Consider the following 26191-nt stretch of genomic DNA (forward strand, 5'->3'; position numbering starts at 1 on the left):
CGAAGCCATGCCTGACGCGCGCGGCCGAGGGTGGTTCGGATCAAAGCTTTTGCAGTCAACTGCGTCCTCCTCGGTGCTGCATGCCGCCAGCTCTCCGCCTGCCAATAAGCGTCAACGGGTAAAGCCAAGCGGACGACATAAGAATGGCCTGACCCCTGGTCAGGCGTGAAAAGAAGGCTGCAACGTACGATGCCGAAACATAGGCCAGCACGGTCGCTGCAGCGGCTCCCGTAACCCCGGCGACTGGAACGAGAGCAATGCTCGCCCCGATGCTAACGATCGCGCCAATGCAATGCCGAACAAGCGAGGCCCACAGGACCTTCTCGACGATAATCCACTTGGAGTAGACGGCAGCCATAAAGACGAACGGCGTAGCGCACAGATATATTGCCAGAACCGGAACCGAATCGCCGTATTCGGGTCCAAATATCCAGGGGATAGCAAACGCGCTGACCACGCCGACGACGAGGCCGACCCCTATACCTGCCCAGAGCGCGCGACCGTACGCCTTCTTCATCATCGCTTTGTAGGCTGAAGGATCCTCAGACTCAAATCTTAGGCTCATCAAGTGGGGCAAGAGCGAATTCATAAACACAACCGGCAGAAAGTACGCGAGTTCACTTATACGCGCAGCGACGGAGAATACTGCGACGCTGGTCGCCCCGAGAAGAGCCTGCACGATGATGACATTGGCCTTCAACGTGACCTGATTAGCGACGCCTGACAGCAGAAGCGGAAGAGATTCCCGGATCAGTTCGGCCGAAGTCCGTATATCCGGACGGGATAGACCGGGGGAATCGGGTTCCCTCAGGTAAGCCACGAGTATAGCTATGCCCGAAAGTATGGCTTCGAGCACAAACAGGGCCACGAATACCAAGAGGCTCGGAAAGAAGATGATCGCGGCCAATCGTGCAGAAAAGGCCACCAGCGTCACTGATACGCGCAGTGTTGCTGTGCGCCGGCTTCTGAGCTGTGAGAGGAACCATGCTTCGGGACCCTCAAGTGCCTTACCAAAAAGAGCGACGAGCGCAACAAGTGTCGCCACGAGAACAACCTCGTTGCCCGCAGTCAATGCAAGCAGCGCCGCGCAGGCGTAGCCAGCACACGCCAGCGCTGATCGTGAAATCAGCATCGCGGTTACCAGCGCCCGGTTTTGGCTGCGGTGCTCGACGAGGTAGCGAACAACCAACCCGCCCAATCCGGCGTTCATGATCGACATCGCGATTCCGGTCACCGCGATCGCGTACGAGTAGGCTCCGTAGTCTTCCATCGACAGTGCGGTTACAACCAACAACGAAATGACCGCGTTTGCGAGCGTGCTAATGCCTTGTTGGGCGGCGTCCCAGATGCCATTTCCGCGCACCGACGACGGCTTGGGCAGATTTGTCATAGTCGCTCATCCTCACACCTGTGAGTGACGCCGGCGATCATCCGTACGCCCGCTTTGCGCCGGCTGCACGCTGATTCCATGTGCGGGAAAGATCGACTGGAGTCGAATTCATCCACATCAGCACAAAGTGCATCGCTCGTTCGACTCTCGACGCGTCCGATCCCCGGAGGGAGAGGTGGTAGTCTCGCCGAAGTCTGCGCCGGTCCGCGCCGTCAAGAAGAGAATCATGCTTTCTTGCGTACGCGCGGATGGCCTTCGCTCGCCGCTTGCTGCGTGACGAGAGATGCTCGCCTTCGCCAATCATTTGGTGCACGAGGACGGCCTCAGCGACATGGATCCGGTGCCCACGCGATACTGCCCTGACAAGAAAATCAATGTCGTTGTAGGCGCGAAGGTCCTCGTCGAATCCGTCGAGACCGTGGAAGCAATCTCGTCGGATAATGAAATTGCTTCCTGTGAAACCAGGATTTCGCGTGACAATCTGCTGAGCTACCGTTGGTGCAAACCCGCGCCGTTCGGAGAGTACTACGCCCGCTTCAGTGCGGACGTCCATCCAGCTGAAGCCGATATCGTGCTGCGTTGGATCTGGGAGAGTTCGCGCGATGAAGTCCGGGTCCCAATAGTCATCATCGTCCAGGAACGCTACGAACTCCGCTGTGACGTGCTCGACGCCTGCATTCCTGGAGCGGCTTGCTCCACCCTTTTCGCTCTCAGACAGAGTGATCAGGATGATGCGAACGTGAGTCTTGGCTTGTTGTAAGTCGACGAGCTTCGCCACCTCAGCCGAAGCCGCATCGTCGACGACGACGATCTCTCGCAGCGGAACGGATTGCAGGAGCGCGGAATCGAGCGCCCGATGAAGTTCAATCGGTCGATTGTGTGTAGGAATGACGCAGCTGACTGACGCTCGGTTGACAGTCGGCTGGTCATTGGGCTTCAGGCTCACGCTTCGACAGCCTGTCGCTCTGGGAGGAGGGCATGCTTGACGACATAGTGAACGAACTGTGCGTTGCCGATGAGGTATCTCTTCCAGAGGCGCTGAGGTTCTTGGACCAAGCGATAGATCCACTCCGTCCCACTCCTCTGAACCCACAGTGGGGCCTCGCGTACTGTCCCTGCCACGAAGTCAAACGCCGCGCCCACCCCGGCGGAAGATATGCCGAGGTGCTCAACGATCGCAGCACTGACGAAGTCTTGCTTGGGAGTGCCCATGCCTACCCATACGATGCTGGGTTCCGCGGGGCGAATATGAGCAAGTAGATCTTCCATGTACGTCGGGCTGAGGGGCGCGAACGGCGGTGAGTAAGAGCCAGCGATTGTCAGGTTCGGATGCCTACGCTTGACCTCGTCGAGGAGCTTCGTGAGAGTTGCATCCGTGCTGCCTACAAAGAAGTGTCGAATGCTCGGGTCAGTCTCGCTCTGTTGGAGGGCTGCTTGAAAGAATGAGGGTCCACGCACTCGTTGCGGGGACGCGCTGCCGGCACTCGCCTTTAGCACCAGCGCCACAGGCTGACCATCCGGAAAGTTCACGCCTTGACCTCGGAGGAGCGTGCCATAGGAATCTTCCGTGTTAGCAAGCGCCACACAGTATGCATTCGCAAGCCTGAACTCCTCAGGCGGGCGATCGCCGCGGCCCGAGGCGAGCAGACGTTCTACGGCGTGAGTCATGGTCGTGCACTCGAACGGCACGCCGGCAACATGTAATGTGCGGATGGCTGGTCCTCAATTCGTGGGTCGGCTCGAGCGGTTCGATGAACGTGCGTCCAGTACCGGAGTGAACGCCACGCGGCTCTCACATGCGTTTACGCCGGTCGACCGGAATCTCGAAGGGGGCGACGTGTCCGAGACGAGTGCCGGTGTGGATCCCCGATCGCTCAAGGCACGATATGTGTCGGCTTGATGCCTAACGTTTGCTTGCATCAGTGAGCCGTTTCGCCTGGGGCGAGTGCGGCCTTGCCCGTCTTCAGGACGATCACTATGTCGCTCAACAGCGACCAGTTCTCGACATAGGCGAGATCCAGTCGGACGGAGTCCTCCCACGACAAAGCTGACCGACCGCCCACTTGCCAAGCGCCGGTGATTCCAGGCTTCATAAGGAATCGGCGGTGCACGTGCTCGGCGTACTGCGCGACTTCGCTGGAAAGCGGAGGTCGCGGACCGACGAGTGACATGCTGCCTGCGATGACGTTGAACAACTGGGGGAGCTCATCCAGGCTGTACTTGCGCATGAACTTGCCGACCTGCGTCACGCGCGGGTCATCGGCCATCTTGAAGAGCACCTCGTTGCCGGAGTCCTGCTTCTCGCGGAGATCGGCGAGGAGTTCCTCGGCGTTGACCACCATCGAGCGAAACTTGAGCATCTCGAACTCGCGGCCCTTCAGGCCGATTCGCTCCTGGCGGAAGAGGACCGGCCCTTCAGACGTCAGCCGGACGCTGATCGCCAGGAAGGCGAGCAGCGGGCTGATGAGGAGCACTCCCACGACAGAAATCAGAAGATCCATCGTGCGCTTTGCGATGCGCTGCCCACGGCTGAACTTCGGAGTCTCAACGTGGATCAGCGGTAGCCCGGCGACCGGACGGGTATGTATGCGCGGACCGGCGATGTCGGCGATGCTCGGCGCCAGCACGAGATGCTGTCGGCCGGCCTCGAGCGCCCACGAGATCTGCTTGACCTTCATCGTCGGCAGGTCGTCGGTGCTGGTCACGGCGACCGTGTCCGCGCCGGTGGCAGCGATCGCGCGTTCCACGTTGTCGACACTGCCCATGACCGGGACGGAGGTGCCGGTAATCGTGTCGGCAATCCTGCCCGAGGGGACGCAGGCGCCGACCACCTTGTACCCCGCAGTCGGCGAGCGGTGGAGCTCGCGCGCGATCGCGGCGACCGAATCCTCCGAGCCGACGAGGAGGACTCTCGCCGAGTACCGCCCGAGCGAGCGTTGCGCGATGAGCCACTGGCGCCAGAGCCAGCGTTCGAGCAGAAGGACGAAGATGCCGAGCGGCAGCGTGATCAGGAGATATCCTCGGGCGACGTCAACCCGGAGAAGGAACGCAAGGATCGCGATGGCGCCGAAGAACGTGAAGCTCGCTCGGGCGACGCGTACATACTCGGTTGGACCCGCGCCGATGATGCGGTGGTCGCGCGAGTCGATGAGTGACAGAGCCCACATCCAGGCGATCACGAGAACCGCTGAGAAGGCCCAGTAAGAGAACTCATTGAAGCGCGAGTCCTCACGGATCGCGACCTGGGCGTTGCCCCACCCGAACCACAGCAGCTGGGTACCGTACACCGCCCAGATGAGCACGAAGAGGTCGCTGAACCAGAGACGGGCTGCGTAGTCGCGGCGCCACGGGGTGCGGCGGGGCGCTTGGCCTCGCTCGTTCCTCGTTCGCTCACCGACCGGGAAAGTGCTTGTCGTTCGCTCACCGACCGGCGGAGTGCTCATCGCCCGCTCAGCGATGATGGGAACGGCGGCGCCGAGGCTCGATGAAGGCGCGGCTGCCCGTGCCTGGGGATTGGGCGGCGTCTCCGTTGGCGCGTCGATGTGGGGATTCGACGTCACTATGTCTTCTCGCTTTGTGGTGGATTACCCGGCCACCACGGGCAGGGTATCAGGTGTTTGTTTCGGCCGAATAGCTGAAATCGGCATTCGCATCCTTGGGGGAGGGGAGAACGCCGACTCCATTATTAGAGCCCTCTCATCCTGCTCATGTCCATGTTTCGCTGCGTGGCGCTCTGGCTCAGGATTCGCTCAAGGCCGTGGGGTGGCGGTCGGTGTCGTTGGTCACCATGCGCCTCCCCGGTTGGTCGATTTGCGCAGGTTCGCGGCGTGTGATATTCACGCGCCCGCGATTGTGACCACACGCGAATCGCCGGCGTTTCGGGGCTGCGTTTCGACTCGCAAGCTCGCTCAACGACCGGAAGAGGAGCTCGGCGGCTCGGGGCGTTTCGACTCGCTCGTTCCTCGCTCGCTCAACGACCGGAAGGGGCGGAAGGGCGGGGGCGGGGTCAGCGTGCAGCGCGACGGCGCGCCGAGAAGACCACGTACGCGCCGGCCACCAGCATGGAGCCACCCAGCCCCAACGCCCACCAGGGGAAAGCGGGAATGTCGGGGCGCTGGCCTGCGGCATCCATGTCCCGTACTGGAGTGGGGAGGACGCGTTCGCCGGTCACGAGGATGCGATGCGTGTTGATGCCGAGGGGAGTGCAGGTGACGAGGGTGACGAGGTCGGCGCCGCGCTGCGGGTAGAGGGTCTCGGTCTGCTCGGGCTCGACGACCTTCGTGTCGGTCACCTGGTAGGTCAGCACCTCACCGAAGACCTCGATCGTGAAGGTGTCGCCGACGGCGACCTTGTCGAGGTTGGTGAAGAGCTCGGCGTCGGCGAGGCCGCGGTGACCGGTCAGCACGGAGTGCGTGCTCGGGCCGCCGATCGGGAGGGCGGTGCCCTCGAGGTGGCCGACGCCCTTCGCGAGGGTCTCGTCGGTGGTGCCGTGGTAGATCGGCAGGTCGACGTCGATCGAGGGGATCTTGATGCGGGCCATGAGGCCGGTGTCGTCGGCGTGGAGCAGCTGCTCGTATCCTGTGTCGGCACTCGGGTCGGCGACGGGCTTGTTCTCGCCGGCGGCGACCACAGACGTGCCGTCGACGAGCGCGTCGTTGTATGCCGCGGCATCCTTGATCGCGGCATGACGCGACTCGACCGTGAGATCTCGCACCGTCTCTGAGAGAGCGTCGATGCGCTGAGACTGCTGAAACTGCGTGAACCACGCCGCCGTTGCCGGGTAGAGCAGCACGGCGATGCCGAGCAGAAAGCCCAGGGCGAGGGCGGCAGCCGACCAGGGAAAGCGGCGGCGCGCACGCCGACGCGACCGGTCGCGCAGAGGCGGTTCCGGTCGCGTCGGGTGCTCGGTGAGGAGGGTCACTCGGTTCTTTCGGGTGAGGTGGACGGTGGCGGGCGCAAAGGGGAGGGGGCCCGCCACCGTCCGGTTCACCGCCGTCGGGGGACGGCGGTGAATCGGGTCAGGCGTTCGCCTTCGCGCGACGGGCGATGAGCGCCGCCGCCCCGACAGTGATGGCCACGAGAGCCGCGCCGCCGACGCCGAACCACAGGGCGCCGTCACCACCGGTGAGCGGCAGCTCCCACGCGGGAACCTGCTCGTTCTCGACCTTGACGATGTTGACCGTCGTGGTGGCCCGACCGGCCGCGACCTGGACCTGACGCGCCGCACCGTCGAGCACGTAGCCCGCGGGGGCCGCGGTCTCGACCAGCCAGTACGTGCCCGGGCGCAGCGCCGGGATGGTGAGCTGACCGCCGTCGGCAGTGGTCCACTCGCTCGCACCCGCGACAGTCACGGGCTTGGTGCCGGCTTCGTCGAGGAACAGCTTGAACTTCGCGCCCTTGAGCGGCACCTCGGGGTTCGTGTCGGTCTTGGCGTACTTGAGCACGCGCAGCTGGCCCACGGTCGTCGTGGTCGACGTCGTCAGCTCGCTGTCGTTGACCACGCTGATCGCGTCGTTCTCGATGACGCCGTTCGCGGGGATCGCCTTGACCTGCGTGAGTACGGTGAACGTGACGGCCCCGCCCTGCGCGCCGGCGAGCTTGGTGAGGCCCGCCTCGGTGAAGGTGACGGCGTACTCGTTCGCGCCGACCGGGGCGATCGAGTAGTCGGCCGCGACGAGCGCGACCGGAGCGTCGGCGGCGGTGGTCGCGGTGACCGCACTGGGCGCGACGCCGAAGGCCGTGGCCTGCGCGTCGGTGACGAACCCGAGCTGCGCCGGGTCGACCTGGTCGCGCACGACGAACTCCGAGAGCTCCTCGCCGTCGGCGAGCACGGGCACGTCGGCGACGATCTGCCAGCGCACGAGGTCGCCGTAGGCGAGCTCAGCGGCGGTGGGTGCGACGACCGTCTTCTGCAGGTCGGTCACGGCGTTCTTCGGGTAGACGTGGACGTCGTAGATCCACTCGTTCGGGTTCTCGGCGTCGGGACCGGTCGGGAACGGGATCGTCACGAGGAAGGGCTCGGCCGCGTCGGTCACCGTCGAGGGCGACTTCGTCTCGGTGACGAGGTACAGCGCGTACGGCAGGGTCGCCGTGGCGACGCCGCCGTTCGCCGTCGTCACGGTGGTGACGGACGTGAGGCCGGCGGTGGTGGCGGCGGCGACCGGGTCGGCCGCGTCGGCGATCGCCTCGACGGCATCCCAGCCTGCCGTCGTGGTGAGCGCCGGCGTGTTCACCTTCTGGATGGTGAACTCGACGCCGTCGAGACCGATGCCGGTGAAGCCCGGGATCTTCTCGCCGGTGCCAGGGTCGAGCGGGCTGTCGGCCGTGCGCTCGTACTTGTGAATGGTCAGCGAGCCCGACTGGCCGGTGATCTCACCGATGCCGTTGGGCGTGGTCGCCGATGCGGGAGCCGTCACGGCGACGGCCCCGAGGATCCCCAGTGCGAGTGCGCCGATGGCGGCGGTCACTCGCTTCGAAATGGACGTGTTCATGTTGATCTACTTCCCCAGAAGTTGGTCAAATGGTGCTTCGGATGGATGGATGGGTTCGGGTCGTCGGGTCACGCTGTGGTCAGGCGGTGCCTCGCTTCATTCGGCGGGCGGCTCGCCACGCGGCCACGGCGACGACCGCCGAGACGATGGCCCCACCCAGGAGCAGGAAGGCGTCCGACGCGGTGCCGCCGGTGAGCGGCAGCACGACCGCGGGCACCTTGTCGTTGACGAATCGGTAGATCGCCTGCTCGCCGGCGGCGACCTGGACCTCGGCGGACGCGACGTTCTCCCAGTTCGCGTCGAGGGCGGGGTCGGTGCCCGGCTTCAGCTTCTGCAGCCCGAGGTTGCGGTAGGCGATCGTGCCCGAGTCGTCGGTCTCTGCCAGCGTATACGTGTGCGCGGGACGCACCTCGAACGAGTTGCCCGCGTTCGCCGCGGTCGCGCCGGGCGTCTGCAGCACGGCCAGAGTGAAACCCGACGCCGGCGTGCCGGTCAGCGTGAAGTCGGCGGGCGCCAGACCCGAGCCGTCGGCCGTCTTCTTCAGCAGCGTGAGTGTGGCGGTGGTGTTCGTGATCGTGCACGTCACCTTCTGGCCGAGCGGCACCGTGACCTTGGCGTTCGACACCCCGACGGCGGTGGTCGTGCCGGTGAGCACGCACTGCCAGCCGGCGGATGCCGGGACGTACGTGTCGGGCCCACCCGACTCCGACAGCGTGTAGGCGGCGGCGGGCGAGACGCTGGCGGTCACGGGCGTCGAAGCGCTGTACGTCCCCTTCGGTCCGGTGAGCGCGCCGGACGGAGCCTTCGCCTCGAGCGTCCACGCCGACGTCTTCTCAGTGCCGGGCGCCGCGACGACCTTCACGAGCTCGAGCGTCTGCGTGCAGGTCACGGTGTTCGTGAACTCGAAGACGTTCGCGCCGCCCACGAGGGTCGCGATATAGTCGCCCTTCGTCAGATCGAACGGCAGTCCGGTCGACAGGCCGTTGCCCGCCGTCAGCTGCTGCGACGTCAGCACACAGCCCGGCAGCAGCTGGGCGTCGATCGTCGAGGTCTCGCGCAGGGCGAGCTGCTGACCGATCGAGAACGCGCTGTACACGGTGCCCCACTTCGCCGACGGCGTCGCGCCGAGCCCCGGCGTCGCGGCGAGGCCTGCCGGCACAGCCGCGTCGCCCGCATTGCCGCGCTGGTGGTACGTGCCGACGGTGGTGCCTGCCGAGTCCTTCACGACCCAGGTCTTGTTCGCCTGCACGGTGGCGGCCTGGCCGTTGACGACGGTGCAGACCACGGCGTCGCCGACGACGAGGCCGGTCAACGAGAACGTCGCGGCGCTCGGGATGCCGGAGAGCGGGGCGCCGTTCTTCAGGCACGTCACGCTCTCCACCGACCAGCCGGGCTTTGCCGTCTCCGTGATCGAGACGTTCGCGGTCTGGTTCGCGGCCGTGAAGGCGATGCGCCACGGCTGCGGAAGAGAGCCGCCTGTCGCCGTCGTCTGCGCGCCCGCCGGCGTCATCGTGCCCGCACCGGTCTTCGTGGGCGTGAACGTCCAGCCCGCAGCATCCGTCAGTGCTCCGTTGCCCGCGCGCTCCTGCTTGCGCACCTGCACCGTCGCCTCGCACGTGAGCGACGAGGCCAGGTTGCCGAGCTGGGTCGCGACGACGTCCCAGCTGGTCGGAATCGCGAAATCGGCCTGGCCGATCGGGATGCCGCCGTTCGCGGTCCACTGCACGGGGCCGGTGACCGACGCGAGGTTGTACGGCGTGTTCGGGTTGAGGTAGTCGCCGACGCCGAACGTGATCATCTGCGTGCCCTGCGCCTTGACGAGGTTGGCCGAGAGGATGGCCTCTTCGATGCCGCGCAGGTCGGTCCACGAGCCGTTGCCCGAGTTGCTGCGGTAGCGGGTCGGGTTGCCATCGGTCAGCATGACGGCGATGTCGTAGTCGGCGCCGGCGACCTGCTCGATGCCGCGATCCCAGTTGGTGTACTGCGTGCCCGACACCGAGATGCCGTTGATCTTGGACGTGACGCTCGAGAGGTTGGCGCTGGTCACGACGGTCGGGGTCATCACCGTCGCCGCGTCGTTGCCGAACTGGTAGATGCCCAGCGACACGCCCTTGTTCGCGAACGCCGTTGCGAAGGCCCTGGAGGCGGTGCGAGCCCCGTTCAGACCCTCGTTGCCGTTGTAGGTCATCGAGGTCGACGTGTCGACGATCAGCGCGACCTTGAGGCCCGGCGTGCAGGTCGGCGCGAAACGCGGGTTGTCGATGGTGGCGACCATCTCGGTGCCGTAGTGGTTCCACCGGTTGGAGGTCGACACGGTGCGGGACAGCGGCACGCCCGGATTGCCGACGCGTGAGCTGCCGGGCATGTTGCCGGTGCCGGAGGTGGGTACCTGGTACGGCGTCTGCGAGCGGGTGATCGCCGGCGTGCGGAACGCGTACGGCGTCGTGGCGAAGCGGTCGTTGTCGCCCGCCGAGTCGGTGTTGTCGCCGGTGACGAGGTACTGACTGAGGAAGGCGTCGGGGCCGGTGGTCGCCGTCGGCACCACCCAGTAGCGCGAGCCGTTGGAAGTGGGGACATTGGTGAGCACGAAGCTGCAGTCGCCGTCGGCGTCGGTCGTGCAGGTCGCGACGACCGTGCTGCCGTACGTCGCGCCGCTGTCGACGGTGACCTCGTTGCGCAGCTCGAGCGTGATGCCCGCGGTGGCCGACGTCGTCGTCTGTCCGCTCGACGCAGCGCGCAGGGTGCGCAGGTTCACCGTGACGGCTGCGCCGGTGGACGGGATCGAGGGCGCCGCGAGCGGCGTGATCGCCTGGACGGCCGTGTCGACGGACGTCGCCGGCGCCGCCGACGGCACGGCGAGAGCGGGCGCGAGGCCTCCGAGCACGAGCCCCGCCGACAGCACAGTGGCGGCGACCGCAGCTGCCGAGCGCCGCGTACGGCGGCGGTTGCGGGCGTGCTGGCGCACTTCCCGGCGCGATGAAGCGTCGTTGTTCATATCGGTGCCCCCCAGAGGCATCGCTAAAGAAGGCAGCCCCAAACCCGATGTGCCCCCACGGCGCACGGGCTCTGCCCTCAGAGATGTCGTGTTTCGCGAGACCGCCGGTGAACTTCGGGTACCCGGCGTCGCGGCGAAAACGCGACGTTCTCGAACCTAGGGGTGCCGTTCGAAACGGTTCAAGTCCATTACGCGACTTGAGGAGAAACCGAGGTGATCTTGAGGTTCGACCGGGTCCGACGATGCCGCTCGACAACCGGACAACGCAACCCGGCCGGAGCTATGCCGGATGGGGGATATATCCGTGCCTGATGGCGGTCACGTCAAGGGATGCCGACGAGGGCATCACCGATCCACGCAACGACGCCATCACCCCGGGCCGCGATCGCGACGGAGCCCGAAGCATCCGTTCCCGCCGCGCAGCCCACCGCCGATGCGACACCGGACGGGTCGGCGGCCAGGCGCACGATCGCGATGCCGGCGCAGTCGTCGGCGTGATGCGCCACCAGGATGTCGGAACCGTCGACCGCCACCGCCAGCGCGCGCTCGGGGGCAAGCAGAGCCCACTGTTCGCCCGACCATGACCACGCACGCCCGTCGCACACCAGCGCGACGACGTCGCCGGACGCGTGGAGCCCGAACGCGGCCGGGCATGGCGCGGGAACGGGACCCGAAGGCAGCTGCACCGACCCGGCGTCGCGAGGGTCGACGTAGCGCGAGGCGGCGAGCACGTCGGGGTAGGAGTCCCAGAATTCGCCGCGGGTGTAGGTGCGCAGCGCCTGAGGCTCGCAGCCGGCCGTGGCACCGACCAGCTCGGCGTCACGGCCCGAGAAGGCCTCGAGCGTCTGCACCTGAGCGATGCCGAGATAGGCGGGCGTCACGTCGGTCCACGTCGCGCCCTGGTCGTACGAGCGCTCGACGACGGGTGCGGGGCCGCTGCACGAGCCGGTGGTCGCGCGCCACCAGACCTCGGAGCCGATCGCGAGCATACGGGCCTGCGCAGGGTCCACGGTGCTCGCCGTGGGCGTCGCTGTCGGCGCCCGGGTCTGGACTCCCGGCGAGAAGGTCGGCACCGGCTGGGCCTCGCCGCGTGGGGCGTCAGGATTGGCGTGCTGGTACGCAGCCCACGCGAGCACCGTCACCACGACGACGAGCGCGAGCACTCCGGTAATGGCGAGCCACCTCGCCGCGCCGAACCGTTGCATGCTGCCGGTGGCTCAGGGCAGGGGGTCGTTGCGCCCCGGCGACGTCGACGCTCCGCCCGCCTGACGGACGATGTCGTCGATCGTCAGCCCGGGGCCGGGTGCGGCCTCAGTCGCGCGAGCCTGCTCGGTGGGCGCTGGGATGGACCGCACCGGCTCGGCCGTGGCGGTGGCGCGCGCGGGGGGCGTGGCCGTGTCGGCGGTCGCCGGCCTCGTCGGCGCGGCTGCCGCAGCAGCGGGCGCACCTGACGGCGTGGGAGCGGCCTGCTCCGCCCTCGCGCGCTCCGCCTTCGCGCGCTTCGACTTCTTGGCGGGCTTGTCCTGGGCCTGTGTGTAGCCATACCCGTACGACCCGTACCCGTAGCCGTAGGCGTACGAGTCGGGGCCGCGCGTCGGAACCATCGTCATCGCGACGCCCGCGATGTGCGCACCTGCGGTGTTCAGCGCGTCGACCGCGCCCGACAGCTGGTGGCGGTTGGTGCGGCCGGCCGACACCACGAGGATCGCCCCGCTGGTCGCGTTCGCGAGGATCGCGGCATCCGTCACGGGAAGGAGGGGCGGAGCGTCGCAGAGCACGATGTCGACGTCGCGCTCGAGCGCCTCGAGCAGCTGTCGCATGCTCTTCGAGCCGAGCAGCTCGCTGGGGTTCGGCGGGATCTTGCCGGCGGGGAGCACGTAGAGGCTGCGGTTGCCCCAGGGGAGCATCACGTCGCTCAGGCGTGCCCGGCCGATCAGCACGTCGGTGAGTCCGGCACCGCCCTCGATGCCGAGGTACTCGGCGACCTTCGGCTTGCGCAGGTCGGTGTCGAGCAGGGCCACGCGCTTGCCGGCGTCGGCCAGTGCGATGGCGAGGTTGATGGTCGTGGTCGACTTGCCCTCGCTCGGCACGCTCGAGGTGATCACGTACGACGCGCGGCCGTCGGTCTCGAGGAACTGGAGGTTCGTGCGCATCGCACGGAACGACTCCGAGCGCGGGCTGAGCGGATCCGCGTGGACGATGAGCGGGCGTTCTTTCGCCTTCGGATCGAAGGCGATCGCGCCGATGAGCGGGCGGTCGGTGACCTGCTCCACATCGCGCGGCGTGCGGATGCGCGTGTCGAGCACGGCACGGAGCACCGCCACGCCGATGCCGAGCGCGAGACCCACGAGCGCGCCCAGCGCGAGGTTGAGGGGAACGTTCGGGCTCGACGGCTTGAGTGGCGGCAGGGCGTCCTTCACGCGCTCGACGCGCACGGGGCTGGTATCGGTGCCGTTCGGCGTCTCGAGCCGCTCGACCGTCGACTTGAGCGACGCGCCGAGGGCGTTCGCGACGTCGGCCGCTTGCACCGGATCCGCACCCGTCACCGTGATCGTGATGAGGGTCGTGTTCAGAGCGGCGGATGCTTCGACCTCGGCGGAGAGCTCGCTCGCGGTCATGCCGAGCCCGAGTTCGGCGATCACCGGGTTCATCACGATCGGCGTCGTGACGAGGTTCGTGTAGGTCTGCACGCGGGACTGCGTGAAGTTCGATCCCTGCTGCAGATCCTGGATCGTCGAACCTGACTGGGTCGACACGAATACCGTGCTCTGCGCCTCGTACTGCGGGGTGCGGGTAAGCGACCAGGCTCCGGCGATGCCGAGGCCCAAGAGGGTCGCCACGACGATGATGACCCAGTTCTTGCGGAGGATCCGGATGTAGTCGGTGAGCTCCATGTCGCCTCTCGCGGGGTGCCGGTGTGGTCCGTGAATTCTTACACAGGGCCAGGTCGAGGCCCGGAACGGGTTACGTCAGCGCAGCGCGCACGGTCGCCGCGACCGCCGTGACGGCCGGCTCGAGCTGCTGCGCCGACAGCAGGTATGTCTCCCAGGGCTGCCGGTACGGGTCGACCACGTCGTCGTCGGCGGGATCCTCCGGCGACGGGACGAGACCGCGGTACGAAGCGACGACGGATGCCGCGGCCCGCAGCTTCTCGGACGGTGCCGCGGCGGCATCTGCCGCCGCACGCACCTCGTCGGCGGGAACGGCCGCGGCCAGTCGCGCGAACTCACGGATGGTGAACGTCGAACGCAGGCGGGAGGGCGCCAGCTCGGCGATGGCCCGGCGGTGCTCGCGAGTCATCGCGAGGATCAGGTCGGGCGTGTCGAGGTGCTGCTCGGTGAGGAACCGCGAGCGGTGTGCGTCCGTGTCGGCGTCGGGGACGCCGAGCGCCCGGGCGATATGCGCCGCCTCGACCGTCATCGGGGCCGCGGGGAGACCGCGCGTGCCGGCGCTCGCGACATAAGGGTCGAGGTCCGCGAGACGCGTGCGCAGCAGCTGCTCGGCAAGCGGCGAACGGCAGATGTTGCCCGTGCAGACCGTGAGGATCGCGAACAAGGGGATGCCTCCACGGGGCGGGTAACGTAGGCGCGTGCCTGACCAGCCTAGCGACGCCACGCCCACGGTCGACGTGTGGGCGATCCAGCCACCGGCCGCCGCGACCGCGGACGCGAACGGCGGCGACGCCGTTGTGGGCGAGCCGGCCCCGCAGCGCTCCCGGCGCTCCCCGCACGAGGCTCGCACCGACTGGCGCCTGGGTGGCCGCACCGTGCTGCGGTGGCGCGAGGCCCTGCTCGCCGTGGCCCTGGTGTCGCTCGGCGCCGCCGTGCTTCTCGGGTCGCTCGTCGCCGCGGTGTGGGATTCGCCCTGGGCTGCGGCATCCGCCACCGCCATCCTGTGGATCGGGATGCTTGGCCCGATCGTCTGGGCGTTCACCCGGTCGCGACCGATCGGCCTGCTGCGGTTGCGCGCCATCGATCTGCTCTACGGGCTGGTCTTGGGCGCACTCCTGCGCACGACCCAGGGATGGATCGAGGGGCTCGACGGGAACGCGGCGACCCTCCCGACCCTGCTGCAGGTCGACGGCTCATGGGCGTTCTCGACGGTCGCACTCGACGTCGTGGCGCCCGTCGTGGTCGCGCCGCTCGTCGAGGAGTTCTTCTTCCGTGCCGTGGTGCTCGTCGCTCTCTACACCGTGCTGCGGCGCCCGTTCGGCAAGCTCACCGCCGGGCTGGTGGCAGCGCTCGCCTCGACGGCGTTGTTCGTGCTGGTGCACGGCATCTCGGGCGACGGCGATGCGAGCGGCGTGGTGTCGCTCTCGCTTCTGGGGATGGTGTGTGCGCTGCTGGTGCTGCTGACCGGGCGCATCTGGGGAGCCGTGCTCGTGCACGCGGTCTACAACGCCTCGTACGTGGGTTTGGGCCTGCTCGTAGGCGCAATGACCTAGGTCTTTGGGTATTTCGCGCGGGCTCAATTTGTCCCCCGAATGGGGGACATTTCGCATCTCGCCTTCAATATGTCCCCCGAAAGGGGGACATTGGGACATCTTGGATCGTTTTGTCGCCCTTGTGGGGGACACGCAGTTTGTGTTTTGTCCTCCGTTCGGGGGACAGGTGCGACAATTTGTTACTTTCTGGAAACCTGGGCCCTCTCGCCAAACTCTCAGAATGCGATAGCGTGTGACACGTCGGGCGACCGGGGAGCGCTTGCCCGACACAAATCCCCCCAGCCGATGACGTGCAAATTACTCGGGAGATCTCTGCCATGTTCAAGAAGACTTTCGCCGCGATTGCTGTCGCCGGCCTGCTGGTTCTCGGCGGCGCCGGTGCGGCATCCGCCGACTACACGCCTGACCCCCCGACGGTTGTCGTGAGCGACACCACGCCGGCTGTGGGTCAGACCATCACCATCACGTTCAACAACCTGAACGTCCCCTTCGTCCGCATCACGGTCACCCCCGGCCAGGGCGTCACCCTCGCATCGCTGGTCCACGCCGCGGGTAGCGGCGGGGTGGAGAAGCAGGTCGTCGACGGCTCGGCTTCGGTCCAGTTCACGGCCAGCCAGACCGGCACCTACGTCGTCACCGCCGTGGACGGCCAGGGCAACGTGGTTGCCACGCAGACGCTCACCGTCGGGACGGCCGCTGCCGGCGGTGGCTCGGCCCAGCTGCCCGCCACGGGTGGCGAGGTTCCGGGTGCGTTCATCTGGCTCGGCGTCGGCGCCATCGGCCTCGGCGGCATCGCCGTCGCGGCTGCGGTCGCCCGTCGTCGCGCGGCTGCCACCCGCTGACCTACGACATCACGAAGACCCCGGGCTCCGGCCCGGGGTCTTCGTCTTTTCCGCAGCACGAAGGGTGCGATGGTGAACGACGGGGCCGATGTGTCGGTGGATGCGCCGGGCCACCGGCGCGCGTGGCGACATCCATGGGTGGCACTGGCGGTGGCGGCCGTCGGCGCATTGCTCGCCGCGGCGGTCATCCTCTGGCTCCCGTCGGTGCGCGCGGTGATCTGGGCCTGGCCGCTGATCCTGGTCGCGCTCGTCGACCTGGTGCTGCTGTCGGCTCCGCTGCTCGGCGCGGTCATCGTGGCCGCCCGGGTGACACAGGAGCGGTTGACTGTGGCCACGGGGTTGCGCGGATTCTCGTGGATCGACGTCGTCGCGGGGCTGGGCGTCGGGCTCGTCGCGCGAGCGCTCGTGGAGCTCGTCGCGCCCTCCACCGGTGGCCTCGGGGGCGGGCTGATCCCGGATGACTCGAGCGTGATGGCCGCGATGATCGTCACCCTGGCAGGCGCCGTTCTCGTCACTCCCTTGATAGAGGAGCTGTTCTTCCGCGGATTGCTCCAGCGCTCGTTGGCCGATGCGCTTGCGGGCGCGGGGCGGTGGGTCGCCGGTCCGGTGTCCGTGCTCTTCTCGACGGCGCTGTTCGCGGGACTGCACGCACTTGCGGTAGGACCGTTCGTCCCCGTCGGCCTGCTGCTCGGCACCGTGGCTGTGGGGCTGGGGTGCGGCGTGCTGACGCTGCTGACCGGCAGGCTCGCCGGGGCCTTGACGGCGCACGTCGTCTTCAACGCGGTCGGGGCGGCGCTGCTGATCTGGTGAGGCCGCGGGGCGCAGCATCCGTTCCTCTTATATAGGGCGATCGCAGCCCGGGCGCGTGGACCCACGAAGGGTCACACCCCGTGGGGCATGCCAGGGGCGGCGGACTGAGAACCGGCACCTGAGTCGGCATCCGAGCCGGCAGTGTCCGTGCTCACTGCGTCCGGCTCAGTCGAGCTGCGGTGCGAGTTCCTTGATCCACTGGGCCAATTCCGGGCCGAGGTCCTCCCGGTCGAGGGCGAGCCGGATGCTCGACTTGAGGTAGTCGAGGCGATCGCCGGTGTCATAGCGGCGACCATCGAACACGACACCGAGCACCGGTCCGGCGATCTGCTCGTCATCGGCGAGCACCTCGAGGGCATCCGTCAGCTGGATCTCGCCACCCTTGCCGGGATCGGTGCGCTCGAGCACGTCGAAGATCTCAGGCTTGAGCACGTAGCGACCGATGATCGCCAGGTTGCTCGGTGCCTCGTCGGCCGACGGCTTCTCGACCAGAGCCTTGATTCTCACGATGTCGACTTCGTCGGTGGTCTCGACGTCGGCGCACCCGTACAGGTGGATCTGGCTCGGATCCACTTCCATGAGCGCGACGACCGTCGCCGACTGGCCCTGCGAGACTTCGATCATGCGGGAGAGCAGCGGGTCGCGGGCGTCGATGAGGTCATCGCCGAGGAGAACGGCGAAGGTCTCGTTGCCGACGTGCTTGCGGGCGCGCAGCACCGCGTGACCGAGACCGCGCGGGTCGCCTTGGCGGACGAAATGGACGTCCGCGAGCGAACTGGAATGCATGACCCGCTCGAGCTTCGTCATGTCGCCCTTGCGGTGAAGCGTGTCCTCGAGCTCGGTCACGCGGTCGAAGTGGTTGGCGAGCGCGTTCTTGTTGCGTCCGATGATGACGAGCACATCGTCGATGCCCGCGGCCACCGCCTCTTCGACGACGTACTGAATGGCGGGCTTGTCGACGACGGGGAGCATCTCCTTCGGCATCGCCTTGGTGGCAGGGAGGAAGCGCGTACCCAAGCCTGCGGCGGGGATCACGGCTTTGATCGACGGTGCATTCATGAGAAGAAGGTTAGAGACATCGTGTAAACGAGGTGTGACAGATGTCGCACGATGTGTCGCGGGAACGAGCCGGCGCGTGAGGCGCACGGCGTGGCGCTCCCGACGTGACGAGGTCTGCGGGTAATGCGCCGGTTTGGCCGAGGCATCCGCGTCGCGTAGTATTGATCTTTGGTGTGCGGCTCAGCTGACCCGGCACCACGAACGTGAGCCCTCCACTGGCGTGTTCCGCCTCCGATCCGGAGCAGAACCACCCCGGAGTGGGATTCACGAACTCCTCCGTTCGAATCAAGAAAGCAGCACTACTGTGACGCGCACTTACACCCCCAAGGCTGGCGAAATCCAGCGCGAGTGGCTGGTCATCGACGCGACCGACGTCGTTCTCGGCCGCCTCGCCTCGCACGCCGCCACCCTCCTCCGTGGCAAGCACAAGCCGACGTTCGCACCGCACGTCGACCAGGGCGACTTCGTCATCATCATCAACGCCGAGAAGGTCGCGCTGACGGGCCAGAAGCTCGAGCAGAAGAAGGCGTACCGTCACTCGGGTTACCCGGGCGGCCTGAAGTCGGTCACCTACTCGGAGCTCCTCGAGAAGAACCCGGTCCGCGCCGTGGAGAAGGCCGTCCGCGGCATGCTCCCGAAGAACTCGCTCGGCCGCGACCAGCTGTCGAAGCTCAAGGTGTACCGCGGTGCCGAGCACCCGCACGCCGCGCAGAAGCCCACCGCGTACGTTTTCGACCAGGTCGCCCAGTAAGCGCCGCAGAGACAAGGACACACTGATGGCGAACATCGAAGAAGAAACCACCAACTACTCGACCGAGACCCCGCTCGACGAGACCGTGACCCCCGTCGAGCGCCCCGTGCTCTCGGTGTCGGGTGCGGCCGTCGGTCGCCGCAAGCAGGCCATCGCCCGCGTGCGCGTCATCCCCGGCTCGGGCACCATCACCGTCAACGGCCGTGCGTTCGAGGACTACTTCCCGAACAAGCTGCACCAGCAGCTCATCACCGACCCGTTCACGGTGCTCAACCTCACGGACGCGTACGACGTCATCGTGCGCATCTCGGGCGGTGGCCCCTCGGGCCAGGCCGGCGCGCTGCGCCTCGGCATCGCTCGTGCGCTGAACGAGATCGACACCGAGAACAACCGTCCGACCCTGAAGAAGGCCGGCTTCCTCTCGCGTGACGCCCGCGTCATCGAGCGCAAGAAGGCCGGTCTCAAGAAGGCCCGCAAGGCGCCTCAGTACTCGAAGCGCTGATCGGCGTCATCTCCGTATGCCGATCTTTGGCACGGACGGGGTGAGGGGGCTGGCCAACGGCCCCCTCACCGCCGATCTCGCACTGTCCCTGGCCCAGGCGACCGCCGTCGTCCTGGGCCAGGGTCGTACTGCCGAGGCGCGCCGCGCCGCCGGCAAGCGCCTCACCGCCGTCGTCGCGCGCGATCCGCGCGTCTCGGGCGAGTTCCTCTCCGCCGCAGTCGAGGCGGGCCTCGCCTCGTCGGGCGTCGACGTCTTCGATGCCGGCGTGCTGCCCACCCCGGCGGCCGCGTTCCTGATCGCCGATATCGATGCCGACTTCGGCGTCATGGTCTCGGCATCCCACAATCCCGCTCCCGACAACGGCATCAAGATCTTCGCGCGAGGTGGCGTGAAGCTGCCCGACGTCGTCGAGGAGCGCATCGAGAGCGCGATGTCGGGCCCGAAGCTGCTGCCCACCGGCGGCGCCATCGGCCGCATCCGCCGGTTCGCCGACGCCGAAGACCGGTACGTCGTGCACCTGCTCGGCTCGCTGCCCCACCGCCTGGACGGCCTGCACGTCGTGCTCGACTGTGCGCACGGTGCGGCATCCGGAGTCTCTCCTGAGACCTTCAAGGATGCCGGCGCCCGCGTCACCGTCATCGGCGCCGACCCCGACGGCCTCAACATCAACGACGGCGTCGGCTCGACGCACCTCGACGTGCTGTCGAAGGCCGTTCTCGAGCACGGTGCCGACGTCGGCATCGCGCACGACGGCGATGCCGACCGCTGCCTCGCGGTCGACGCGACCGGCAAGGTCGTCGACGGCGACCAGATCATGGCGATCCTCGCGGTCTCCATGAAGAACCGCGGCCGCCTCAAGGACGACACGCTCGTCGCCACCGTGATGAGCAACCTCGGCCTGCACCGCGCGATGTCGGCCCACGGCATCCACGTCGAGACGACCGCGGTCGGCGACCGCTATGTGCTCGAGCGCATGAACGAGGGCGGCTACTCGCTCGGCGGCGAGCAGTCCGGCCACGTCATCATGAGCGACTACGCGACGACGGGTGACGGCCTGCTCACCGGCCTGCACCTGGTCGCCGAGATGGCGCGAACGGGCAAGACGCTCGCCGAGCTGGCTTCGATCATGACGGTGTACCCGCAGGTGCTCGTGAACGTGAAGGACGTCGACCGGTCGCGTGCGGCGAGCGACGAGGGTGTTCAGGATGCCGTGGCTCGCGCGAGCGCCCAGCTCGGCCTGTCGGGCCGTGTGCTGCTGCGTCCGTCCGGCACCGAGCAGCTCGTGCGGGTGATGGTGGAGGCGTCGTCGGAGGACGAAGCGCGCCGCCACGCCGACGAGCTCGCCGGCGTCGTGCGCAAGCGCCTCGCGCTGTAACCGCGGCGGTTCGGTTCGCGCGGCGGAGGCGGCGCCGGCGGTGGGCGGCCGACCCCGCACAGGGTACCCGGCCCGATCCGGTGACCGCGCTGACCAGGGGAAATCCCCCATGACGCCCTCCCCGTCGCCGACGTACACTGGCCGTCTTCTCAGCGATGAGGACGGAGCTGGGCATGGGACTTCGGGGGAAGACCGGCGCACCACAGGGCGGTCCGCCGCGGCCACGCGACGAGCACGACGACGACCTCGAGGCGGAACGCGAGCGAGAAGCGGCGCTCGCCGGACTGTTCGGTCCGCTGCTCGTGGGGGAACGGCAGCAGCCGACCGCTGTCGCCGCTGCCAGCGCCCGCATCATGGCGCACCACGGTGCCGCCGCGGCATCGGTTCCGGCGACCGCACCGACGGTTGCCGCGCTGCTGTCCGTCCCGCCGGCCCGTGTCACCGTTCCCGCGCCGGCTGCGGCCGTCCCGGCGTCGCCCGAGGCGCCGATCCCTCGGCCGACGAAGCCGGCTCCGCCGATTCCCTCCACCGTCGTCGCTGCGAACCTGCCAGCAGGGTCAGCCGCGGCCACTGCCGAACTCGCCGAAGCCGGCGACGATTCCCTCGCCACTGGGGGACCCGCGGCGAGCGCGCCCGGATCAGGGGACAGTCCCCGCGCGCTCGCCGCGACGGTCGCTGAGGGCGCGCCCACCCCCGTCGGTCATCAGGTCCTGCCTCCGCGCACGGCACCGCTCGAGGTCGCACTGCTCGTCGAGGCGCAGCGGCCGGCATCGCCGAACACGGCCGAGACCGCGCCGCGCACCAGCCGCCCTGCGCGACGGAGTGCGGCGGCGCGCTGGGGGCTGGTGGCGGCATCCGTCATCGTCGTCGGAGCTCTCGTCACCACCGGAACCGTCACGGTGCAGTCGGCCATGGCCCGCGACCGACTGGCGGCCGCGGTCGCTCAGCTCGATGAAGCCGCGGCCGGCGTCGTCGCGGCACAAGCCGACCTCGACGCCGCGATCGTCGAGGATGCCGCGCTCGGCGCGGACAGTGATGCCGCCGTCGCCGCAGCCGAACCCGTGCTCGCCCAGCTCGCCGGGATCAGCGACGACGCTGCGCTTCAGGAAGCGCAGGTAGCGGTCGATGAGCTGATCGCAGCGGCCGGCGCAGCGCCCGTCACCCGCCCGGACGCAGGTACGCGGACAACCGTGGACACGGCGGATGTCGAGGCCGTCGCCGCTGCCACGCATGACGCCGATGGCGTCCGCGCCGACCTCGTCGCGGCGGCATCCGATGTTCGCACCGCCTCCGCGGCGCTCGAGGCTCGGATCGAGGCGCTGCGCGCGGCCGTCCTCGCGCTCGGTGCGTCGCTGCCGGCCTCCGCGGATCGGATCGCCGCCGAGAACCCGCTGCCGGCGGCCGAGCTGCGAGACGCGGTGCTCACCGCAGCGGCGGCGGCCGCTGCGGCACGCGAGAACGCCGACGCCCTCGCGGCGATGGGCTCGTACGCCGGCGCGGTGGCGGCGCTGCGCGGCGAACAGGATCGGATCGCCGCCGAGCAGCAGCGACTCCACGAGCTGGAGCAGCAACGCGCGGCGCAGCGGCCGCGGTCGCAGCAGTCCCCAGAGCAGACGTCGGATCCGGCACCCGCGCCGGACCAGGGTTCTGCGCCGCAGACTCCGTCGGCCCCGTCGCCGCAGCCCCCGCCGCAGCCCGAGCCCGGCCCGCAACCCGGGCCCGACCCGCAGCCGGACCCTGACCCGGACCCGGAACCGCAACCAGACCCCGGGCCTCGCGATGGATGGCCCTGGGGGCCGTGGCCACCCTGGCAGGGCTGAGGCGGCGCCCCTTCCCTGCACCTCGTCAGCGCCACTCTGAGCGCATCTCGACAGGAGACATCGTGACCGAACCCATCGTCGTCGGAATCACAGACGCCCCCGCCGCGCTCCGGGCGGTGGAGTGGGCGGTGAAACGCGCGTCGGCCCATCGTCTTCCCCTCAAGCTCATCGAGGTCGTGGGGGGCGCGGTCGGCGCGATCGGCGAGGATGAGGTCATCGAACGCGCGGTCGCGGCAGCCCGTGAACGCGTCGAGGCCACGGCATCCGCTCTGCCTCGCCTCGGGCTGAAGGTGTACATGCGGGTCGATCGCGGCAACCCGGTCGCCGTGCTCACGGATGCCTCGGCCCACGCGTCGCTGCTGGTGATCGGAAGCGATCACCAGGACGGATCCGGGGGACGGCGCGGTGCGCACGGGCAGCGGATCGCCGCCGGGGCGCGGTGCCCTGTCGTGGTCGTGCCGGACGTGGACGTGTCGAAGCGCAGCGGGGTGGTGGTGGGCGTCGACGGCTCACCGGCTTCGGAGAAGGCGATCGCGTTCGCGGCCGCCGAGGCCGATCGTCTCGGTGAGCCGCTGATCGCCGTGGCCGCGTGGACCCCGCTCGAGGTGCCGCGGAACATGGCCGTCTACCCGGCGGAGTATCTCGAGAACATGGAGAAGCTCACCGCCGAAGCCCTCGGCCTGTCGCTCGCCGGACTCCGCTCCCGGTACCCCGACCTCGAGATCGATCGTCGCGTCGAGCGGGGGTATCCGTCGCAGATCATCAACGACCTCGCCTCCTCGGCGCGACTCGCGGTGGTCGGGTCGCACGGACGTGGCGCGCTGGCACGCTTCCTGCTCGGCTCGGTCAGCCAGGACGTGCTGGGCAGGCTTGCGACCGTCACGGCCGTCGTGCGCTGAACCTCGGCGCCGCGCACTCGGAGGGAGCGCCGCTCGGCCTAACCTGGAGCAATGGCGAACCGCTCGACGACCGGAGGCGGACGCCCGCGCGTCAGCGATGTGGCGGCGGCCGCAGGCGTCTCGCCGACGACGGTCTCGCACGCCCTCAGTGGCGCGCGCGCCGTCAACGCCGAGACCAAGGAGCGGATCCTCGCGGTGGCGCGCGAGCTCGGGTACGTGCCCGACCGGGTGGCGAGCGGCCTGCGCCGACGGCGCACCGGGGTCGTCGGCCTGATCGGCGACGACCTCGCCGCGACGCCGTTCGCGGGGCGCATCATCGAGGGCGCCCGTCGCGCCGGGCTCGAGCGCGACGTGCTGCTGATGGTGGGCGAGAGCGGAGGTGACGCCGCCGCCGAGAGCGACCTCGTCTCGCGATTCCTCGCGCAGCGTGTCGACGGCCTCCTCATCGCCCGCATGTACCACCAGCGCGTGGATCGTCCCGCCGTCCCCGACGATGTGCCGGTGGTGCTCGTCGATGCGGCTCCCGAGCCGGGATGGCATGTGGATGCCGTCGTGCCCGACGAGGCGCAGATCGCGACGCTGGCGTGCGAGCGGCTCACGCGGGAGGGGCACCGCGAGATCGCCTACGTCGGCACGACCGATGAGTCGCGGGCGGCTCGCGGCCGCCTGATCGGGGTGCGCTCGGCTCTGGGGGATGCCGGCATCGCCATCGACGACGGCAGGCTCGAGTTCTGCACCTCGGACGCCGTCGGGGGCCGCGAGGCCGGCGGGCGCCTGCTCGACCAGTCGCGTCCGCCGACCGCGATCATCTGCTTCAACGACCAGATCGCGATGGGGGTGATGCAGGCCGCGGCGCGGCGCGCGATCGCCGTGCCCGCTGGGCTGTCGGTGGTCGGCATCGACGACCTGCATCCGGTCGCCGATGCCCTCGATCCCGGACTCACGACGGTCGCGCTTCCGCACGACGAGATCGGACGGTGGGGGATGACGCGGCTGCTGGATCGCATCGACGGCACCGCACCGCCTGTCGGCGAGGGCGTGCACCAGCTGCGGGGCTGGCTCGTCGAGCGCGGCTCCGTCGCCGCGCCCGCCGCCCGCTGAGCCGCGTGCCGCCTAGCGGCGCCCCATCCGATCGACGGGGGCGACGCTCAGAGGAGTGAGGCTCGCATCGGTGACGCTCACCGCGCCGTCCGCGCCCTCGATGCGCAGCCCGCGCTCGCCGGCCGACCCGTAGGTCGCCATGGTCAGCGCCACGGCGCCATCGCCGGCGAAGACCTCCACCGACGCGGCATCCACGACGATGTCGAGATCGACCCGCCCATCCGTCGGTACGACCCTCGCCGTGCGCACCTCGCGGTACGCCTCGGGCATCCCGTCGGCGACGGCATCCGCGTCGCGCGTCACGAACGCGACTTCCGCGGCGAAGTCGTAGCCGACGGTCGCGAAGGTGCCGTCCCCGGTGAGCACTTTGACGCGGAGTTCGCCGGTGTCTGCGACAGCCTCAGACGCGGTGAGCCTCAGCCGATAGGCGCCCGACGCCGGCACGTCGACCTCGAACGCCGTGTCGCCGTCGACCCGCCCGTCCGCGAGCGGCCGGCGCTCGCCGGCCAGTGCGTCCAGCTCCGCGGCCGGCGTCGAATGCAGCGTGGCGCCCGCCCCGTTCGCGCGCAGGGAGATCGTGCGAACGAGGGTGTCCGATCCGCCGTGCCAGTCTTCGCCGGGGAGGCGGTCGGCGTAGGCCCAGTTGTTCATCCAGCCGATGCCGTACCGCGACGCCAGACGGTCGCCGCCCTCGAGCCGGGGGTCGTCCCACGTGACGGCCGCGTAGTAGTCGGGACCATGGTCCAGCCACTGGTGCCCGGTTCCGTCGGCCGTGAAGCGCTCGCCGTCCCACTGACCCACCCAGTACGCGGTGCCGGTGGTCATGCCCTCCGCCCCGCCGTTGGCGCCGGCGACGAGCACCCATCGCACGTCGTCAGCATCCCCGTCCACCGAGAGGGGGAACAGGTCGGGGCATTCGAGCACTCCGAGTCCCGTCGTCGTGAAGTCCGAGACGTACGTCCACTCGCGCAGGTCCGGCGAGGTGTAGAAGCCGATCCGGTCGTGCTCGGCCAGCGCCATCACCCAATGCCCGGCCGTTTCGTCCCAGAACACGCGCGGGTCGCGCCAATCGGCGACGCCGGGGTTGTCCATCACCGGGTTGCCGTCGTACGACTCGAAGCTGTAGCCGCCGTCGCGTGAGAAGAAGAGCGACTGTCGCTGCACGCCGTCCACCTGCTGGGTGACGATCGCGATGACCGCGCCGGCGCCGAACCCGGCGGTCCCGTGCTCGTCGACCACGGCGGTGCCTGTCCAGATGTCACCGAGCCCGTTGGCGTACTTCTCGATCGCGACGCCCTGATCCTGCCAGTGCACGAGGTCGGTCGAGGTCGCGTGAAACCACGCGGTGCCGTTCCCGTCGGGGTAGTCCGCGTTGTACAGGTAGTAGTAGTGCCACACGCCGTCCAGGAGGAACGGCTTCTGCGGATCGTTCATCCAGTTCTCGCCGGGCGTGATGTGGATCCCCGGCCGATGCGGCGACCAGCCAGCCGGCCGCTCGGACGCGCCGGCCGACGGCTCCGTCGGCGACGGGCTCGGCCCGGCGTCCCGGTGAGACGGCACGCCGACCGCCAGTACGGTCACCGCGGCGACGACGAGCACCGCGATCGCCACCACGGCGATCAGGAGCGAGCGGCGGTGGCGGGTCGTGAAGCGGGTGTCGTCCGCGGGCATGACGGATCCTTCCGTTGTCGGTCGAGTGGGCGTTGTCGGTC

The 26191-nt window shown here is 68.6% G+C and carries 21 protein-coding genes; 9 read left to right on the top strand and 12 right to left on the bottom strand.

Features of this window, described 5'->3' with window-relative positions; genetic code table 11:
• Positions 1–55: 55 nt before the first annotated feature.
• The 10 genes from Q9R08_RS10315 to Q9R08_RS10360 form a co-directional block, all read right to left on the bottom strand.
• Positions 56–1390, bottom strand: a complete 1335-nt coding sequence (locus Q9R08_RS10315; protein WP_308867915.1) for a flippase — start codon at positions 1388–1390, stop codon at positions 56–58.
• Between the two features lie 37 nt (positions 1391–1427).
• Positions 1428–2336, bottom strand: a complete 909-nt coding sequence (locus Q9R08_RS10320; RefSeq protein WP_308867916.1) for a glycosyltransferase family 2 protein — start codon at positions 2334–2336, stop codon at positions 1428–1430.
• A complete protein-coding gene (locus tag Q9R08_RS10325; protein ID WP_308867917.1) occupies positions 2333–3058 on the bottom strand; it encodes a WecB/TagA/CpsF family glycosyltransferase in 726 nt (241 codons plus the stop codon). The genes Q9R08_RS10320 and Q9R08_RS10325 overlap by 4 nt, the downstream gene beginning before the upstream one ends.
• A 251-nt stretch (positions 3059–3309) precedes the next feature.
• On the bottom strand, positions 3310–4833 hold the full coding sequence (locus tag Q9R08_RS10330; RefSeq protein WP_308867918.1) for a sugar transferase: 1524 nt from the start codon (positions 4831–4833) through the stop codon (positions 3310–3312).
• A gap of 563 nt (positions 4834–5396) precedes the next feature.
• Positions 5397–6311: a class C sortase gene (locus Q9R08_RS10335; RefSeq protein ID WP_308867920.1), complete on the bottom strand. Its 915-nt coding sequence runs from the start codon at positions 6309–6311 to the stop codon at positions 5397–5399.
• Between the two features lie 97 nt (positions 6312–6408).
• Positions 6409–7881 carry a SpaH/EbpB family LPXTG-anchored major pilin gene (locus tag Q9R08_RS10340; RefSeq protein ID WP_308867921.1) on the bottom strand — a complete coding sequence of 491 codons (1473 nt, stop codon included), beginning with the start codon at positions 7879–7881 and terminating at the stop codon, positions 6409–6411.
• A gap of 79 nt (positions 7882–7960) precedes the next feature.
• Positions 7961–10876, bottom strand: coding sequence for a VWA domain-containing protein (locus Q9R08_RS10345; RefSeq protein ID WP_308867922.1), 2916 nt, complete (start codon positions 10874–10876; stop codon positions 7961–7963).
• Between the two features lie 323 nt (positions 10877–11199).
• The gene (locus Q9R08_RS10350) at positions 11200–12081 is read right to left on the bottom strand and encodes a hypothetical protein (RefSeq protein WP_308867923.1); all 882 of its coding nucleotides are present in this window, start codon (positions 12079–12081) and stop codon (positions 11200–11202) included.
• 12 nt (positions 12082–12093) lie between these two features.
• Positions 12094–13770: a tyrosine-protein kinase domain-containing protein gene (locus Q9R08_RS10355; protein ID WP_308867924.1), complete on the bottom strand. Its 1677-nt coding sequence runs from the start codon at positions 13768–13770 to the stop codon at positions 12094–12096.
• 70 nt (positions 13771–13840) lie between these two features.
• Positions 13841–14431 carry an arsenate reductase/protein-tyrosine-phosphatase family protein gene (locus Q9R08_RS10360; protein WP_308867926.1) on the bottom strand — a complete coding sequence of 197 codons (591 nt, stop codon included), beginning with the start codon at positions 14429–14431 and terminating at the stop codon, positions 13841–13843.
• A 34-nt stretch (positions 14432–14465) separates the two neighbouring features.
• Between Q9R08_RS10360 and Q9R08_RS10365 the strand changes: the two genes are divergently transcribed.
• From Q9R08_RS10365 to Q9R08_RS10375, 3 genes are all read left to right on the top strand, one after another.
• Complete coding sequence (locus Q9R08_RS10365) at positions 14466–15320, top strand: CPBP family intramembrane glutamic endopeptidase (RefSeq protein WP_308867927.1); 855 nt, start codon at positions 14466–14468, stop codon at positions 15318–15320.
• Between the two features lie 317 nt (positions 15321–15637).
• Entirely contained in the window at positions 15638–16162 is a 525-nt protein-coding gene (locus Q9R08_RS10370; protein WP_308867928.1) for an LPXTG cell wall anchor domain-containing protein, read from the top strand.
• Positions 16163–16231: 69 nt separating this feature from the next.
• A complete protein-coding gene (locus tag Q9R08_RS10375; RefSeq protein ID WP_308867929.1) occupies positions 16232–16972 on the top strand; it encodes a CPBP family intramembrane glutamic endopeptidase in 741 nt (246 codons plus the stop codon).
• A gap of 165 nt (positions 16973–17137) precedes the next feature.
• On the opposite strand, the gene galU is transcribed toward Q9R08_RS10375, so the two are convergent.
• Positions 17138–18031, bottom strand: a complete 894-nt coding sequence (gene galU, locus Q9R08_RS10380) for a UTP--glucose-1-phosphate uridylyltransferase GalU (protein WP_308867930.1) — start codon at positions 18029–18031, stop codon at positions 17138–17140.
• A gap of 304 nt (positions 18032–18335) precedes the next feature.
• Between galU and rplM the strand changes: the two genes are divergently transcribed.
• The 6 genes from rplM to Q9R08_RS10410 all read left to right on the top strand — a co-directional run bounded on the left by rplM (position 18336) and on the right by Q9R08_RS10410 (position 24479).
• A complete protein-coding gene (gene rplM, locus Q9R08_RS10385) occupies positions 18336–18782 on the top strand; it encodes a 50S ribosomal protein L13 (protein WP_308867931.1) in 447 nt (148 codons plus the stop codon).
• Positions 18783–18807: 25 nt separating this feature from the next.
• On the top strand, positions 18808–19284 hold the full coding sequence (gene rpsI, locus Q9R08_RS10390; protein WP_163617016.1) for a 30S ribosomal protein S9: 477 nt from the start codon (positions 18808–18810) through the stop codon (positions 19282–19284).
• A 16-nt stretch (positions 19285–19300) separates the two neighbouring features.
• The gene (gene glmM / locus Q9R08_RS10395; RefSeq protein WP_308867932.1) at positions 19301–20659 is read left to right on the top strand and encodes a phosphoglucosamine mutase; all 1359 of its coding nucleotides are present in this window, start codon (positions 19301–19303) and stop codon (positions 20657–20659) included.
• Positions 20660–20832: 173 nt separating this feature from the next.
• The gene (locus tag Q9R08_RS10400) at positions 20833–22479 is read left to right on the top strand and encodes a coiled-coil domain-containing protein (RefSeq protein WP_308867933.1); all 1647 of its coding nucleotides are present in this window, start codon (positions 20833–20835) and stop codon (positions 22477–22479) included.
• 62 nt (positions 22480–22541) lie between these two features.
• On the top strand, positions 22542–23378 hold the full coding sequence (locus Q9R08_RS10405; RefSeq protein ID WP_308867934.1) for a universal stress protein: 837 nt from the start codon (positions 22542–22544) through the stop codon (positions 23376–23378).
• 51 nt (positions 23379–23429) lie between these two features.
• Complete coding sequence (locus Q9R08_RS10410; protein WP_308867935.1) at positions 23430–24479, top strand: LacI family DNA-binding transcriptional regulator; 1050 nt, start codon at positions 23430–23432, stop codon at positions 24477–24479.
• A gap of 12 nt (positions 24480–24491) precedes the next feature.
• Here the strand turns inward: Q9R08_RS10410 and Q9R08_RS10415 are convergent, their stop codons facing one another.
• Positions 24492–26150 carry a glycoside hydrolase family 32 protein gene (locus Q9R08_RS10415; protein WP_308867936.1) on the bottom strand — a complete coding sequence of 553 codons (1659 nt, stop codon included), beginning with the start codon at positions 26148–26150 and terminating at the stop codon, positions 24492–24494.
• Positions 26151–26191 lie beyond the last annotated feature (41 nt).

The organism is Microbacterium psychrotolerans (assembly GCF_031085295.1).
GTDB classification, from domain to species: domain Bacteria; phylum Actinomycetota; class Actinomycetes; order Actinomycetales; family Microbacteriaceae; genus Microbacterium; species Microbacterium psychrotolerans.